Here is a 15,142-nt window from a genome sequence, read left to right as displayed (position 1 = left end):
AATACAATGTCGATATTAATTAATAAAGAAACAAAAGTAATATGCCAGGGCTTCACCGGCTCTCAAGGTACATTTCATTCAGCTCAAGCCCTTGAGTACGGCACGAAGATGGTAGGCGGAGTTACCCCTGGCAAAGGCGGTCAAACTCATCTTGATCTACCTGTATACAACACCGTACAGGAAGCAATCGATAGAACTGGAGCTAATGCAAGTGTTATTTATGTTCCCCCACCGTTTGCAGCTGATTCGATTTTAGAGGCAATAGCGTCAGAAATTGAGTTAGTAATCTGTATCACCGAAGGTATACCTACTATTGACATGCTTAAGGTTAAAAGAGCATTAGTGGGTTCAAAAACAAGGTTAATAGGCCCTAATTGTCCAGGAGTAATAACACCAGGCGAATGCAAAATAGGTATCATGCCCGGTCATATACACAGAAAGGGTAGAATCGGCATAGTTTCACGATCAGGTACTTTAACTTATGAAGCAGTAGCACAAACAACAGCTGAAGGCCTAGGACAATCCACATGTGTTGGGATCGGCGGAGATCCAATAAACGGTACTAGTTTTATTGATTGCTTAGATATGTTTCTTAAGGATGAGCAAACCCAAGGAATTATTATGATAGGCGAAATTGGTGGCTCGGCTGAAGAAGAAGCAGCTGAATTTGTCAAAACATCTAAAATAAAAAAACCAATAGTCGGTTTTATTGCAGGGGTAACTGCTCCTCCTGGAAAAAGAATGGGTCATGCTGGAGCCATAATCTCTGGAGGCAGGGGTTCTGCAGAAGATAAATTTGAAGCCCTTAAAATGGCTGGTATAAAAATTTCAAAATCTCCAGCGGAAATTGGAAAAACAATGAAAACTTTAATTACATAATCTATACCATAAAAATACGCCACAGCTAATCTATAAAAAGGCAGCGATTCCAAAGCTCTGTAAAGATAGGCTTTGTTGCATGAATCATTGAGCTATCGAAATATCTAATAAGCCGTGATGTATCGCTATGGGGTACCGATAACGTTAAGGTATTACAGGGATTGAGGAAAAACGACAAGAAGAATCCCAGAAAGTTTTAGTAGGGGTATCATCAGCATCTCTTTAGACATGGGGAGTATGTCAAACGAATGGGGCTGGAATCCCATGTTTCTTATTGATATAAAATATTTTTTATTATATAACTAGTATATTAACTAGCTAGTTAGAAAAATGAAGAAATCCGTAGGTACTTTTGAAGCTAAAACACATTTTACAAAAATTATAAGCAAAGTTATGGCGGGAGAAGAGGTTATTATTTCCAGAAGAGGTAAAAATGTAGCCAAAATTGTTCCTATAGAAAAGACATCTGATAAAGAAGTAATACAATCAACAATATTGCGTATACGAAATTTAGCCAAATCAATGCAATTAGGTAAGTTTAATTGGAATGAATGGAAAAGTTACAAAGATGAGGGGAGGCGTTAACCATGTCCTCCATTGTACTTGATTGTTCTGTTACTATTTCATGGTTTATGGATGATGAAAAGCCTTCAATATCTTTAGATATTTTAAATAAAATTAGTGAAATAGGCGTAATAGTTCCGATAATATGGCAATTAGAAGTAGCCAATGTATTATTAACAAGTGAACGGCGCAAACGTATTACTAAAGAACAAAGACAAAGTGCTTTATACGCTTTAAACGAATTACCTATTACTATTGATCAATCCATTTCTAAACATGTCTGGAACGAGACAATAGAGCTAGCAGAAAGATATAATTTAAGTTTATATGATGCCTGCTACTTAGAATTATCTTTGAGGCTTGGCCTATCATTAGCTACTTTTGATGAAAAGCTTAAACAAGCAGCTAAATTAGCAGGTGTTTCTCTTATTATTTAATCGTGAACTACCTAATTCCTAAAGGAGGCCACAATAGCATTCGGAGTTTCCCAGCTTAGCCCCTATAAGCTAATCCCACGGTCTCTATCAATCTTGATTTCGTTCTGTTTCTCTGTTTCTTTCTGTTGTTCCTGAGTAGCTTTTAACTCCCTAGCTTTGTGAGCATCACACCTAAATTTAACTTCATGATATATACTCTTTATTCCACCGCCTTGCTCATTTATTTCTTTCATTATTTTTTCTTGGCTTACAATGTGATTTTTTGCAGCATAGCCTAAAAGACTAATTGCTTTACTAGTTAAAAAGTTAGAGTTAATTTTACAGGCATCACTGGTGATGGTAGAGAACTTTAAATCACCGTTAAGTTTATCCAATGCACGAACGGCAAAACGATGATTAGTCCTTAAATCAATATGGGTTTCCTGTTCTTTTGCAACTACATTTAAGAATTCCTAGAAATTATTGGTATTTGCACGCTCATTAGCATACTTGTTAAATATAGGTTCAATATGTTTCTTAGCTGCTTCCCCGAGTATTTTATTACCGTATTCTTCTCGCTCCTTATATGACATTGATTTGAGTATTTCCTCTAATTTAGCTTTCTCATATTTGATGCCTAATTTCTCTAACTCTTTTAATTCAATACTGATAGCTTCCAAATACTTGTCTTTTTCTTTTGTAACCAGATCACGTACCGGCTCTTTGGCAAGGTGAGTTTCAAGTTCTTTGCCCATTTTTTCATGGCTAGCTTTTAAATCAGTTGTATCTCTGTTAGTGTATATATTGCCCTTAAAGTCAGATACTTCCGTATTTTCTTCTTTAGCCTTATCGAGTTGGATAAGATTTTTGCTAATCACATTACCGATAAGTTTTTCACTGGTTTTTCTAGTAACTTCTTCCTTATGGGCGAGCTCTGCTTTCTTAAGCTCTTCTCCCCATTCCTTGCTATTAATAAGTTTGTAAGCGTTATCTGCTACTATTTTGCGATCACTATCACTCATGGCTTTCTCAGAGCCTTTATAGCTCAAGCTATGACTCTTGATGATTCCCGCTAAATCCTGACCGAGCTTATCCTGATGTACTTTATTTAACGACTCCATTCCTGACTGTTTTTGATGTAACCATACAAAATCCTGCATTAATTCATCATGAAGCTTGCCCTTAGCAGGATTTAGCTCGGCAAGCTCCTTGCTGTTGGAGTTAGTCTGTCTACCAGCATCAAAATTACTGATATATTGGCTCTTTCTACTATTCTCGTAAATCTCTAGAATATTACCGGCAAGTGCAGGAATGTTTTTAACCGGTTCTTTAAGCAGCTCATTCATCTCTAAAGCTTCTTTGGTATTACGATTCTCCTGCAGAAAGGAAACTGTAGAAGCAGTGAGCATTTCCCTATAGAGAGTATCCTTTAAATCTAGATAATCATGCCCAGAGTCAAGCTTTCCTCTTTTTACGCCGTAATTAACATAATCGCCAAATTCTTTATCGCAAAGCACCGCTCTTACCTGATCTGAAAGTTCCTTATCAAGCCTGTTTTCATTCTCTGGAACTTTGGCATTACTGATGGCTACAGCTAAATCTTTTCGTGTTAAATGCACAGGTAATTCATCGGCTAGATCCCACTTCTCAGGCAAATTCAAGGCATGGGTATCTACAATATTTACCGCTCCTCTGAAGCCGTTTACTTTGTTGATTTCAGTAATTATTGCTTTTGCTGCCTTTTCTCCTGCTGCGTCATTATCCGGCCAAATTGTTACTTCTCTCCCTGCAAGCTCTTTCCAATTCGCCTTGCTTGCCGACGCAGAGCCACCCATCCACGATATTACAGTATGTTCCGGAAAGATTTTTGTAGCAGCAATAGCGGCCTTCTCACCCTCAACAATTAAAACCCTTTGCAGCGGTGATTGACCAAGTTTTTCTGCTCCGTATATCGGTTTATACCCCTTATCGCTAAAACCTTTTAGCCACCATCTGTTAATGTTCGCCTTGGTATTATGGCAATAACTGACAGGCAATGTCTGTTTCTTACCCTCTTTATCTAAAACCCGAACAACATAACCAAGTAGTTTTCCACCCGTGTTTCTGTATTCATAGGTAGCCCCAACTTTCTTCGTTAGCCCCTTTATCATTATTTGCTTCAATATCAATTGCTGCTTGTACTTTCCTCCCCTTTACTACCTGATTTGCTTCTATCCCTACTTGTACTTGCTCAGGTTTTTGATTCTCTTCCTTAAATTGTGCTGCCGGTTCAATTTCCCCTTTGTTTTCAGGTAAATCTGTTATTTCTATTGTTTCATTTCCCACCTCAGCTTGAACATTTTTAATGTATACTGCCTCAAACTCTTCAGATTCTCTTATTTCATTTAAGCTTAATGGCGCATTTTTTTCGTTATTTTTATTATCTACTAAGAAATTCCCCACCTTATCGAGGAATTTTTCATCCAGAGTCGACGGTAATAAACTCTTTAATCGTTCAATTTCCTCCTCCAGCAACCCTATCTGCTCGCTAAACTTCTTATCTGCTAGCTCCAAGCTTAATTTCTCCTCCATATCACTACTCCGACTATATGCGACTAATCGCTTACCTATATTCTCTATATTCGCCTCCGCATCGTCTCGGGTGCTACTAAAACTAAACCTACCGATCCCGAATCCCTTAAGCTTGCCGATTATTGTCGGTTTAGCCTCTATCATCCTAACGGCTTCCTCTAATCCGTGCCTTTCTACCGCCGCTGCATATTTTAAAAGCACTTCGGACGGCTCTTCCCTATAAATACGACCTAAATATGCAGGCATTAAAACCTTGCGATAATTTGCTTCAATATCAATTGCAGACCTTAAATCCAAATCGTCTTCTTTTAATTCTTCTATTTTTTGATATGCTTCCTGAATCTTCCCGTAATTCTCCGCAATCTCAAGCTTCAGGTTGTTGTAGGATTTTTTAGTTAATTCTAATCCGCCCTCTAGAATCCCGTTAACTAGATCCGCATAATTCGTCGATTCGATATGTAGCTGTGTACTTATGTTATTTATCTGATATTTATTATCCTCGCAGGTTTTCGCTTGTTTGAGTATCGTTGCATAATTCATTCCCGTTTGCGTTATCAAATCGGCAAATCTTTCGTAACCTCCGATAATGCCCCGTGCATACTGATTGCGCACTTTTCGCTCGTTGTTGAATTCATCCCACGATTCATGTTCCCAAAATTCCGGTTTCACCCCGCTTTGCCGTAATTCCTTTTGCTGCCACATACTAATCGTTTGAATTATTTCTACTACTCGCTTGTTTGCCTCGATATACCCTTTTAGGTACTTCCCTTCTTCCGATTCTCTTATACCTATGTAATCGCTAGCAAAACTGTTGTTTATTCGTTTGCTACTGATTTTTACCAAGCCAAGCTGCATTAAATCAGCTTCTTTTTCCTCTAGCTCATAGCGGGTTCTTGCTTTTTCACTATCAAGATCGGCTTTGTTGCATGAATCATTGAGCTATCGAAATATCTAATAAGCCGGTATGCTTATGATCGTATAAAATTGCTTATATTAACCCACCAATTAAATACCCGACATAACTATTGCCAAGAAGGAAGGAATTTGTATAATGCAATAATGTCAAAAAGTGAAGATTTTAGGAAATTATCAATAAGCGCACAAGCGTCGATGAGAAAGATTGCTCTAAAACTAGTAAAAAGAGGAGAGAGTCAATCGTCGGTAGGTGAATTAATAGGAGTGAGTCGCCAGACAGTAAATGAATGGGTAAGGAGGGAAAAGAGAGGCGACAAGTACGCAATTAGTGGGAAGTTAAGAGGTAGAAAGATAGGAGAGAAAAGGCTTATAACCGAAGATCAAAGTAAAATAATACAAGGGTACGTAAATATCTCTAGACCAGAAGATCACAATATCAAATCAGCATTATGGTCAAGAAAATCAGTTAATGCACTCATCAAAAAACATTGTGGATTTTTTCTTCCCCTAAGTACAATAGGCGAATATTTAAGAAGATGGGGGTATACTGCACAAAAGCCAAAGAAGTTAGCATATGAGCAGCAACCCAAAAGGGTTCAATTTTGGTTAGATGAAGAATATCCGTCAATAGCCAAGCAAGCAGAATATGAAAAGGCAGAAATACATTGGTGCGACGAAGTAGGGATAAAACAAGAGTGTCAGGTATTACAAAGCTATTCTTTAAAAGGAAAAACCCCTGTTGTGATTCATAAATCGAAGAGATTTAGTATAAACATGATATCCACTGTTACAAATAACGGTAAGCTAAGGTTTATGCTGTACGAAGAGACACTAAAAACAAATGTATTTATAGAATTTTTACGGAGGTTGGTAAAATACTCCAAGAAAAAAATCTTCTTAATCCTAGATAATCTCAAGGTTCATCATAGCAAAAAAGTACAAATATGGACTCGGAAACATAAAAAGAAAATTTCTTTATTTTTTCTGCCTCCGTATACTCCGCAACATAATCCGGATGAATATTTAAACAACGATTTAAAAAGAAATGTAAATAGGAAACATATACCTCTTACAAAATCTGAACTCCAAGGGAATTTAAAATCTTACCTAAGGACTCTGCAAAATAACCCAGAACATATCAAAAGATTATTTCAGGCGAAAGAAGTAAAATATGCCGCCTAAGTCGGGTATTTAATTGGTGGGTTAATAGATTCGAATGCGGTCACCGAAGAAAAAATCATTTAGCCTATCTCGCAAAGGCTCAAAATTTAAAATTACTAATTGGTCAGAATATAATAATATTTTGCGTAATAGAGGTCGCATAGATTTTATGATCGCCTCGGATTTAAGCAACGGTTGGTACGAGGAGAGCAGAAGTAATAAAAAGCGCGGTGGGCAGAGAAGGTATAGCGATAAGGCTATTTTGATGTGTTTACAAATTAGGTATCTATTTAGTTTAAAACTAAGACAGAGCCAAGGTTTTATCAACTGGATATTTATGCTTACGGGACTATCGCTTACTTGTCCCGATTATACAACATTGAGTAAACGAGGAAGGAAATTAAATCTTGAGTTTTTATTAGGTAGTCTAGACACGGATTTTGATTACCTATGCTTAGACAGCACTGGGATTCAGACTTATACCGGTAATGAATGGCTAGAAAACAAACACGATAAGCAATATATACGAAGAACTTGGAAGAAGCTCCATATAGCTGCTGGGAATAATGGGATTATTACAGGCGCTACGATAACTCATCACAACAAAGACGATAGATCTCAAGTAGAAGAATTACTAAAAAATATCAAGACAAAAGATGTTTTAGCCGACTCTCGGGGTACGATGGTAAAAACATATATCAAATCATACGTACAAAAGGCATAAAGCCTACTATTAGACCGCCGAATCACCTTATTGCCGAGAAGGCAAAAACTGAGCGTCAGCAAAGTGCTGCGTATCAACAAAATAAAGGATATCATGCATGGAGGAACAAGAATAAATATGGACGTAGGGAGTTGGTAGAAAATACCTTCTTCAGATTTAAAACTGCTTTTGGTAGTAATTTTCTATCAAGAGAAGACGATAATATGAAAAATGAAATGATAATTAAATGCCAACTTTTAAACAAAATGTTTGAGATTGGTAAACCAATTCCTATGCGCATTGCCTAAACCTGAATTTTGGGGAAAGGGGTGGTATAGCTAAATTCAGATTCATGCAACAAAGCCATAAACTCTGATTATACTATTCTGACTTAGTCGTAACAGATATTGATTTTAGTTTCTTTGCAAGTCGACTAACTTTTCTTGAAGCTGTATTTTTCTTGATTAACCCTCTTGATACTCCACGCATTATTTCTGATTGGGTGGAAATAAAAATTTTACCAGCTTCTTCTTTTGAACCAGATTCAACAGCTAAAAGAGATTTCTTAATATAAGTCCTGATTCTTGTTCTTCTATTTCTATTAATAGCTGATTTTTTTGCTATTTTTCTTATAGCTTTTTCTGTAGATGAGTGATTTGCCATAATTTTATGCTTCTTTTTACTCTTGGGTTTCTTGTACTGCTGTTTCTTCTATTTTAGGGGTCATACAACCTTTTGCATTTATATCTCTATCAACAAACTCAATATAAGCAACTGGTGCCGCATCACCATACCTAAAACCTGCTTTAACTATTCTGGTATAACCACCAGCTCTTTCTTTATACCTATTAGCTAGTACCGAAATTAATTTCTCGGCGGCTGCCTTATCTTTAATTTTTGAGATAATCTCTCTTCTAACAGCAAGACTGCTTTTTTTTGCTTTGGTAACCAAAATTTCGACAAAAGGCCTTAATTCCTTGGCTTTTGGTACAGTAGTCTTGATTTGCTCATTCATAATCAAAGATGTTGCCATATTTGCAAACATTGCCATTCGGTGACTACTTGTTCTATTTAGTTTTCTTCCTTTTAACTTATGACGCATTTTTTATACCTAAATGTCTCAGATTATATTTAATTTAGCTTTTATCAATTAAGGCTAAAATTTTAAACAATTACTACTTTAAATTACACCCATACTTGCCCTACAAAGCCCCATTTAATATGGGTCCTCATATTTTTTGGCTAGCTCTTCAACATTTTCAGGTGGCCAACCAGGAATTTCCATTCCAAACTTTAAATTAAACTTGGATAAAATTTCTTTTATTTCATTAAGAGACTTTCTCCCAAAATTCTGGGTTTTCAACATCTCTGCTTCTGTTTTTATTACAAGATCTCCGATATAAACTATATTATCATTTTGCAAACAATTCTGTGATCTAACAGAAAGTTCAAGGTGACTTACTTTCTTAAGTAAAACAGGATTAAATTCCAGCTCCCTTGAAACCTCTGCTTTTTCTTCTTCTTCTTCTTCAAAAGTGACAAACAAATCTAATTGATCTTGGAGAATTCTTGCAGACAACGCTATCGCCATCTCTGGTGTAATAGAGCCATTAGTCTCAACAGTCATTATTAATTTATCATAATCAGTTACCTGTCCTACACGAGTATCTTCTACTTTATAGGATACTTTTTTCACCGGGCTAAATAAAGCATCAATAGTTACCACACCTATCGGCAAATCTTTTTCTTTGGCACTACTAGCAGGAACGTAGCCTCTACCAGTTTCGCAATAAAATTCTATCTCCAGTTCAGCATCCTTAGACAAGGTACAAATTTTTTGATCAGGGTTTAATATCTCAACATCACTTGAAGTCTCTATCATGCCAGCAGTCACAACACATGGTCCTTTAGCATTAAGTCTAATAATTCTTTTCTCTAAACTATGCATCCTGATTGCTATATTTTTTACATTCAAGATTAAGTCAATAACATCTTCTTTCACACCTGACTTGGAGGAAAACTCATGTACCACTCCTGGAATTTTCATTGCAGTAATAGCAGCGCCTTGTAAAGAAGAAAGCAGAATCCTCCTCAAAGCATTTCCTAAAGTTAAACCAAACCCCCGTTCTAATGGTTCGACAACTATATTAGCAACATTAATTTTATCGTCCATACCGGAATCGGCACAAATAATTTTCAATGGTTTAATGAGCGAATTCCAGTTTTTGTTTATTGATAGCATATTCTTATCCTTTTCTCTAATGTTGCTTACTTATACCCTTCTCCTCTTCGGCGGTCTAACACCGTTATGGGCAACTCCAGAAACATCAGTTATTGAAGTCACAACAAAATTCTGGCTAAATACTGCCCTCATAGCCGCTTCACGTTGTGACCCCGCTCCTTTAACCCTTATAGAAACAGTTTTCATACCATTATCTTTAGCATTTTCGGAAGCTCTATCAACAGTTAGCTGCGCAGCATGAGGAGTTGCTTTTTTTGCTCCTTTAAAACCTTGTGATCCAGCAGTAGATATAGCTATTACATTGCCCTGAATATCAGTAAAAGTTACAATAGTGTTATTAAAAGTAGCTTTAATATGAACTACTCCAAGCGAAATGTTTTTCTTTTTTTTCTTAATTTTGCTAATCGGACTCATTTATCTATATCCTAAATTATTGTTTTTTCCCAGCAATGGCTACACGCTTTCCTTTTCTAGTTCTAGCATTAGAATGAGTATTCTGACCACGAACTGGCAACCTTCTAATATGCCTTAAACCTTCGTAGGAACGCATATCTTTTTTCTTTTTAATATTAAGACTAACTTCTCTTCTTAAATCTCCTTCTACCTGATAACTTTTTTCTATAAGAGAACGAAGAGTAATTAATTCCTGATCTACTAAGTCCTTAACCCTTTTACTTTCTGAGATACCAGCATCCTTACAAATTTTTTGAGCAGAAGGTAGCCCAATACCATAAATATATGTTAGGCTAATTACTAACCTTTTATTTACTGGAATATTTACACCTGCAATCCTTGCCACAAAATTTCTCCAAATTTTTATAAATAATTAGAATCAGAATAATATAAAAATATCCGATAAAGTCAAATTCTTTTTGCAATCAAATCAATTTCTTCAATTATTTTTTCTTTATTAGCAGTAGCATTTATATTAAAGAATCTCCATTTTTTCTTATAATATTCAACTAAAGGTAAAGTTTCTTTTTTATACTCTTCCATCCTAGCTAAAACCGTTTTTTCGTCATCATCAGATCTAAATAGTAGCTTAATAGATCCACAATTATCGCATATGCCTTCAATTTTAGGATTATCGTAATACTTGTTATATATGCTTCCACAAGACTCACAGTTATATCTACCTGCAATCCTCTTTATAGCTACTTCATCAGGCACATTAAAAAATATACAGCTTATTTCTGCATGTACGTTTTTATTAAGATATTCAGCTTGCTCTAAATTTCTTGGGTAACCATCCAAAATACACCCATTTTTGTAATCATCAGAAAGTATAGCTGTTTTTACAATTTTGTTGACCAATTCAGAAGGCACTAATTTACCAGAATCCATATACTCGTATAAAAGCCTTGATTCATCAGTGTTATTTGTTGCAATCTTTCTAAAAATATCACCAGTAGAAATATGAGGGAGCATTAATTTTTCTGCCAAGATTTTACCTTGTGTACCTTTTCCAGAACCTGGAGGGCCAATCAACAATATAACCTTTTTTATCATCTCTCTTTCAATTTCATTTTCTTTACTAAACCTTCATATCTGGAACTAAACAAGTGCGTCTGAATTTGAGTAAAAGTATCAATAACCACATTTACAACTATTAAGAAACTTGTTCCGCCTAAAGCAAAGGCTACAGAATATTTATTCATCAATAATTCAGGCACAACACAAACTACAGATAAGTATAAACCACCAATTACTGTCAATCGAGTAAGCAAATAATCAAAGTATTCCGAAGTGTTTTTGCCAGGTCTTTTGCCTGCTACATAAGCGCCATGCTTCCTTAAGTTATTAGCTGTTTCTTCAGAATTAAACACAACGGCAGTATAAAAAAAACTAAAGAACATTATTAAAAACACGTAAAGCAGTATAAATAAAGCTTTTCCATGTCCCAGATAGTGCGATAAACTAGCCATAAATTCAGATTTTTCTCCAGAAAATCCAGCTACAGTAGCAGGAAATAAAAGTATAGAACTTGCAAAAATCGGCGGTATTACACCCGCAGTATTTAATTTTAAAGGTAAATGCGTCGCCTCACCACCATAAATCTTATTTCCAACCTGTCTTTTTGGATATTGTACTAATACTTTACGCTGAGCTCTTTCAAAATAAACAATAATTGCTATCATGGCAACAACTCCTGCACATATAGAAATAACTGCCAATGGTGACATAACTCCCTTTCTGGACAATTCAAACATTCCTATTACGGCGCTCGGAAGCCCTGAAATAATTCCAACAAAAATTATTAAAGATGTACCATTTCCTATGCCGCGAGATGAAATCTGCTCACCAAGCCACATAAGAAACATAGTTCCGACAACTAAAGTTGTAATAGTTGAAACTTTAAAAATAAAAGAAGGAATGATTACAACTGGACCATAAGGAGTCGCAGTAGACTCAAGACCAATTGCTACACCATAAGCCTGGAAAGCTGCAAATAAAACCGTCAAATACCGTGAGAGTTGGTTTATCTTCCTTCTCCCAGTTTCTCCCTCTTTTTTAAGATTCTCTAGAGGTTTATAAGCAATTGTCATTAACTGAATAATTATAGAAGCAGTAATGTAAGGCATTATCGCTAAAGCAAAAATAGACATTCTCCCAAGAGATCCTCCTGAGAGCATATTAAACATACCAAGAATACCAGCCTGACTTTGCTCTGCTAAACTTGCCAGAGCAACAGAATCAATACCAGGAATAGGAATGAAAGAACCTACTCTACACACAAGCAATATAGATAGTGTAAACAATATCCTACTGCTAAGTTCGCCCTTTGATTTTTGCATTATCCCACAATCTCGTTATAGTACCTGACCACCAGCTTTTTCAATTAACTCTTTAGCAGTTTTCGAATAAGCATCTAACTGCACAGATATTTTAAAGTTCATTTTATCAATTCCAGCAAGCAATTTAACAGGGGTTTTTTCACTTTTAATGTAACCAATATTAACAAGTGATGTTTTATTGAAGACAACTGAAGTATCTATCCTTTTTTCGATAATTAAGAATTCGATATCAGCCATACTAATTGGGGTATATCTTATCGACTTAGAACTATTAAAGCCTCTTTTTGGTAACCTTTTTATAAGCGGCATTTGCCCACCTTCAGTTTTAATAGAAACACCAGAGCGAGACTTTTGACCTTTCTCTCCACGCCCACCAGTTCTACCAGTTCCACTACCATTTCCCCTACCAATTCTCTTTCTTGGTTTTCTCGATCCAGGAACGTTAAATAATGAATTTACTCTCATTTTAACCTTTATACTCTAAATTACACATTTTCAAATTTTACAAGATGCCTTACTTTATTGATCATTCCCCTTATGGAATTAGTATCCTCAAGAACTCTTTCCTTGTGCATTTTATTCAAACCAAGGCCTATAAGCGTTTGTTTTTGATCCGGCCTACGCCCTATCGGGCTTACAACTTGCACCACTTTTATCTGGGAAAATTTTGCATTTGATTTTTTTTCAGCCATAACACAATACCTGTTTATTTCTTATTTTTCTTCTTTTAGCAAGTTTACGGAAAGTTCATGAATATTTTTGTCCCTCCGTGAAGCAATAACTTTTGGCGCATTAAGGTTACGCAGCGCATCAAAGGTAGCTGTAATCATAGCGTTAGGATTAGAAGACCCAAGCGATTTAGCTACAATATCAGCAATCCCAAGGCAGCCAAAAATAGACCTCATTGGGCCACCGGCAATAACTCCCGTACCGGGAGTAGCCCTTCTAAGTAACACTTTGGCAGCCCCACTCTTCCCTACCACGTCATGATGAATTGTCCTACCTTTATATAAAGGTACTGAAACTAAATTATTTCTTGCGTCTTTTGTTGCTTTTGCCCTTGCTTCTGTAACTTCTTTTGCTTTACCGTTGCCAAATCCAACTCTACCATTTCCATCTCCAACCACTACAATTGCTGCAAAAGAAAAATTCCTTCCGCCTTTTACAACTTTTGTTACCCTATTGATATGAACTAGTTCCTCGCTTAAACCTTCCATATTTTTTGTAGAATCTTTAGACATCAATATTCTCTAATTAAAAGTTTAAATTTTTTTTTGCTTCTTCTGCAAGAGCCTTAATAATACCATGATATTTATGACCACCTTTATCAAAAGCTACCAACTTAATAGCTTTTTCAGCTGCTCTTTCTCCTATCAACTTCCCAACTTTAATTGCATTCTCAATATTACAATTTGATTTGCCAGCTTTCCTTATTTCCTTATCAACTGTTGAAGCAGAAACTAGAGTTTTTGCTGTTAAATCATCGATTATTTGCGCATATATATGTTGACCTGATTTAAAAACAGAAAGCCTATTTCTATTACTAACTTTTTTTAGCTTAATCCTTACCCGCTCTTTTCTTTTTTGAAAACTATGACTCTTTGCACTCATATAAAACCTAAAATTAACCTTTTTTACCTTCTTTCCTTTGTACGTATTCGCCCTTACGCTTAATTCCTTTACCTTTATAAGGCTCTGGTGGCCTTTGTCTTTTTACCACTGCAATAAACTCACCAAGTTTTTCCTTATTTATGGATTCCAGAGTTATAATATTTTGTTTTGGAGTCTCTACCTTAATTCCCTCTGGAATTTCAATTTTGGTATTATGGCTTTTCCCTAGGGTTAAATTCAAGTATTTACCTTTAATTGCCGCTCTATACCCAACGCCATTAACTTCTAACTCTTCAGAAAATCCAACAGTTACACCTTTCACCATCGAATTAATAATACTTCTTGCAGTACCCCACATAGCTTTTGCTGCATTAGTATCATTTAAAGGTTTTACCACAACAGTTTCTCCCTTTTGCTCGATCGTAATATCGCCTGCAAGACCTTTTTCTAGAGAACCCTTAGCGCCATGAACTTTTACATTCAAACCAGAAATTTCTACTTTAGCACCATGAGTTAGTGATACTGGTACTTTACCTACTCTTGACATCTTTAATACTCTAAAATACTTTACAAATTACTTCACCACCAACATTCTGCTTTTTAGCCTCTCTATCAGACATCACTCCTTTTGACGTAGAGAGAATATGTATGCCCATATTATTAAAATAACCTTTAAGACTAGAAATCGGTGAATATATCCTTTTCCCTGGCTTGGACACTTTATGAATTTCACATATCGCAGGACGGCCTGCACGAGAATATTTAAGCTCGACATTAATTTCTTTAGCTTCGGAATTAACAGTATAACCAGCAATATATCCCTCACCTTTCAGCACTTCAAGAACTGCGCACTTAAGATTTGAAACCGGCAGAACCACATTAAGTAATTTACTCTTCTGTCCGTTTCTAATTCTTGTTAACATATCCGCTATATTATCGGTCATTGACATAACAATATTCCTAAATTTATATTTTTACCAACTTGCCTTAACAACACCAGGCAACATTCCTTTCCCTGCTAGTTCTCTTATCATATTTCTAGACAAGCCTACCTTGTGATAATACCCTCTCGGCCTTCCGGTTAATGCACATCTATTTCTAACCCTGTTTTTAGCTGAATTTCTTGGAAGTTTAGCTAATTTCAATACTAGGTTAAATCTTTCATCGATAGGAAGATCCTTAGAATAAATTTCTAATTTTAACTTTTCCCTTTTAGAGGCTAAAGACTTTGCAAGCCTCTTCCTTTTGTTGTTTCTCTCTATAGAACCAATTTTTGCCATAGCAA

At 35.9% G+C, this 15,142-nt stretch carries 23 protein-coding genes; 6 read left to right on the top strand and 17 right to left on the bottom strand.

The genetic code is table 11. The features are described from left to right. Window positions 1-6: 6 nt before the first annotated feature. From sucD to N3Z16_RS03280, 3 genes are all read left to right on the top strand, one after another. Window positions 7-879, top strand: a complete 873-nt coding sequence (gene sucD, locus N3Z16_RS03290; protein ID WP_282486721.1) for a succinate--CoA ligase subunit alpha — start codon at window positions 7-9, stop codon at window positions 877-879. A gap of 330 nt (window positions 880-1,209) precedes the next feature. Beyond that, entirely contained in the window at window positions 1,210-1,464 is a 255-nt protein-coding gene (locus tag N3Z16_RS03285; protein WP_282486720.1) for a type II toxin-antitoxin system Phd/YefM family antitoxin, read from the top strand. A 2-nt stretch (window positions 1,465-1,466) separates the two neighbouring features. Continuing rightward, window positions 1,467-1,880, top strand: a complete 414-nt coding sequence (locus N3Z16_RS03280; protein WP_282486719.1) for a type II toxin-antitoxin system VapC family toxin — start codon at window positions 1,467-1,469, stop codon at window positions 1,878-1,880. A 62-nt stretch (window positions 1,881-1,942) separates the two neighbouring features. Here N3Z16_RS03280 and N3Z16_RS03275 read toward each other — a convergent pair whose 3' ends face one another. The 3 genes from N3Z16_RS03275 to N3Z16_RS03265 form a co-directional block, all read right to left on the bottom strand. After that, window positions 1,943-2,254, bottom strand: a complete 312-nt coding sequence (locus N3Z16_RS03275; RefSeq protein ID WP_282486718.1) for a hypothetical protein — start codon at window positions 2,252-2,254, stop codon at window positions 1,943-1,945. Between the two features lie 78 nt (window positions 2,255-2,332). Further along, on the bottom strand, window positions 2,333-4,009 hold the full coding sequence (locus tag N3Z16_RS03270) for a DUF6371 domain-containing protein (RefSeq protein ID WP_282486717.1): 1,677 nt from the start codon (window positions 4,007-4,009) through the stop codon (window positions 2,333-2,335). Beyond that, window positions 3,969-5,285 (bottom strand): hypothetical protein, encoded by a 1,317-nt coding sequence (locus tag N3Z16_RS03265; RefSeq protein ID WP_282486715.1) that lies wholly within the window; start codon window positions 5,283-5,285, stop codon window positions 3,969-3,971. Before N3Z16_RS03265 ends, N3Z16_RS03270 begins: the two co-directional genes overlap by 41 nt. A gap of 204 nt (window positions 5,286-5,489) precedes the next feature. On the opposite strand from N3Z16_RS03265, the gene N3Z16_RS03260 reads away from it, so the two are divergent. Genes N3Z16_RS03260 through N3Z16_RS10905 form a run of 3 tightly spaced genes read left to right on the top strand, consistent with a single transcriptional unit; the run spans window position 5,490 to window position 7,517 of the window. Continuing rightward, window positions 5,490-6,527, top strand: a complete 1,038-nt coding sequence (locus N3Z16_RS03260) for an IS630 family transposase (protein WP_282485609.1) — start codon at window positions 5,490-5,492, stop codon at window positions 6,525-6,527. Window positions 6,528-6,561: 34 nt separating this feature from the next. Further along, window positions 6,562-7,230 carry an IS5 family transposase gene (locus N3Z16_RS03255; protein WP_282486713.1) on the top strand — a complete coding sequence of 223 codons (669 nt, stop codon included), beginning with the start codon at window positions 6,562-6,564 and terminating at the stop codon, window positions 7,228-7,230. Beyond that, window positions 7,122-7,517: a transposase gene (locus tag N3Z16_RS10905; RefSeq protein ID WP_410519632.1), complete on the top strand. Its 396-nt coding sequence runs from the start codon at window positions 7,122-7,124 to the stop codon at window positions 7,515-7,517. Before N3Z16_RS03255 ends, N3Z16_RS10905 begins: the two co-directional genes overlap by 109 nt. Window positions 7,518-7,590: 73 nt before the next feature. Here the strand turns inward: N3Z16_RS10905 and rpsT are convergent, their stop codons facing one another. The 14 genes from rpsT to rpsN form a co-directional block, all read right to left on the bottom strand. Then, window positions 7,591-7,872, bottom strand: coding sequence for a 30S ribosomal protein S20 (gene rpsT, locus N3Z16_RS03250; protein WP_223939453.1), 282 nt, complete (start codon window positions 7,870-7,872; stop codon window positions 7,591-7,593). A 16-nt stretch (window positions 7,873-7,888) separates the two neighbouring features. After that, window positions 7,889-8,311, bottom strand: coding sequence for a 50S ribosomal protein L17 (gene rplQ / locus N3Z16_RS03245; protein ID WP_282486712.1), 423 nt, complete (start codon window positions 8,309-8,311; stop codon window positions 7,889-7,891). 114 nt (window positions 8,312-8,425) lie between these two features. Continuing rightward, on the bottom strand, window positions 8,426-9,451 hold the full coding sequence (locus N3Z16_RS03240) for a DNA-directed RNA polymerase subunit alpha (RefSeq protein ID WP_282486710.1): 1,026 nt from the start codon (window positions 9,449-9,451) through the stop codon (window positions 8,426-8,428). A 30-nt stretch (window positions 9,452-9,481) separates the two neighbouring features. Next, a complete protein-coding gene (rpsK, locus tag N3Z16_RS03235; protein ID WP_223939456.1) occupies window positions 9,482-9,865 on the bottom strand; it encodes a 30S ribosomal protein S11 in 384 nt (127 codons plus the stop codon). 16 nt (window positions 9,866-9,881) lie between these two features. Continuing rightward, complete coding sequence (rpsM, locus tag N3Z16_RS03230) at window positions 9,882-10,250, bottom strand: 30S ribosomal protein S13 (protein ID WP_282486709.1); 369 nt, start codon at window positions 10,248-10,250, stop codon at window positions 9,882-9,884. 62 nt (window positions 10,251-10,312) lie between these two features. Next, on the bottom strand, window positions 10,313-10,960 hold the full coding sequence (locus tag N3Z16_RS03225) for an adenylate kinase (RefSeq protein WP_282486708.1): 648 nt from the start codon (window positions 10,958-10,960) through the stop codon (window positions 10,313-10,315). Beyond that, the gene (secY, locus tag N3Z16_RS03220) at window positions 10,957-12,246 is read right to left on the bottom strand and encodes a preprotein translocase subunit SecY (protein WP_223939459.1); all 1,290 of its coding nucleotides are present in this window, start codon (window positions 12,244-12,246) and stop codon (window positions 10,957-10,959) included. Before secY ends, N3Z16_RS03225 begins: the two co-directional genes overlap by 4 nt. A gap of 15 nt (window positions 12,247-12,261) precedes the next feature. Further along, window positions 12,262-12,711, bottom strand: a complete 450-nt coding sequence (gene rplO / locus N3Z16_RS03215) for a 50S ribosomal protein L15 (RefSeq protein WP_223939460.1) — start codon at window positions 12,709-12,711, stop codon at window positions 12,262-12,264. A 20-nt stretch (window positions 12,712-12,731) separates the two neighbouring features. Further along, window positions 12,732-12,938, bottom strand: a complete 207-nt coding sequence (gene rpmD / locus N3Z16_RS03210) for a 50S ribosomal protein L30 (protein WP_223939461.1) — start codon at window positions 12,936-12,938, stop codon at window positions 12,732-12,734. A 21-nt stretch (window positions 12,939-12,959) separates the two neighbouring features. After that, window positions 12,960-13,487 carry a 30S ribosomal protein S5 gene (gene rpsE / locus N3Z16_RS03205; RefSeq protein WP_223939462.1) on the bottom strand — a complete coding sequence of 176 codons (528 nt, stop codon included), beginning with the start codon at window positions 13,485-13,487 and terminating at the stop codon, window positions 12,960-12,962. Window positions 13,488-13,500: 13 nt separating this feature from the next. Further along, complete coding sequence (rplR, locus tag N3Z16_RS03200) at window positions 13,501-13,857, bottom strand: 50S ribosomal protein L18 (RefSeq protein WP_282486706.1); 357 nt, start codon at window positions 13,855-13,857, stop codon at window positions 13,501-13,503. 13 nt (window positions 13,858-13,870) lie between these two features. Next, window positions 13,871-14,404: a 50S ribosomal protein L6 gene (gene rplF, locus N3Z16_RS03195; RefSeq protein WP_282486705.1), complete on the bottom strand. Its 534-nt coding sequence runs from the start codon at window positions 14,402-14,404 to the stop codon at window positions 13,871-13,873. A 10-nt stretch (window positions 14,405-14,414) separates the two neighbouring features. Beyond that, window positions 14,415-14,807 carry a 30S ribosomal protein S8 gene (gene rpsH / locus N3Z16_RS03190; protein WP_223939465.1) on the bottom strand — a complete coding sequence of 131 codons (393 nt, stop codon included), beginning with the start codon at window positions 14,805-14,807 and terminating at the stop codon, window positions 14,415-14,417. Window positions 14,808-14,831: 24 nt separating this feature from the next. Then, window positions 14,832-15,137 carry a 30S ribosomal protein S14 gene (gene rpsN, locus N3Z16_RS03185; RefSeq protein ID WP_282486704.1) on the bottom strand — a complete coding sequence of 102 codons (306 nt, stop codon included), beginning with the start codon at window positions 15,135-15,137 and terminating at the stop codon, window positions 14,832-14,834. Window positions 15,138-15,142: the final 5 nt, after the last annotated feature.

The sequence above is a fragment of the Candidatus Megaera polyxenophila genome (assembly GCF_029982035.1).
Lineage (GTDB): Bacteria > Pseudomonadota > Alphaproteobacteria > Rickettsiales > Rickettsiaceae > Megaera > Megaera polyxenophila.
Note: the sequence above shows the minus strand (reverse complement) of the source record. Positions and strands in the feature narration are given on the sequence as shown.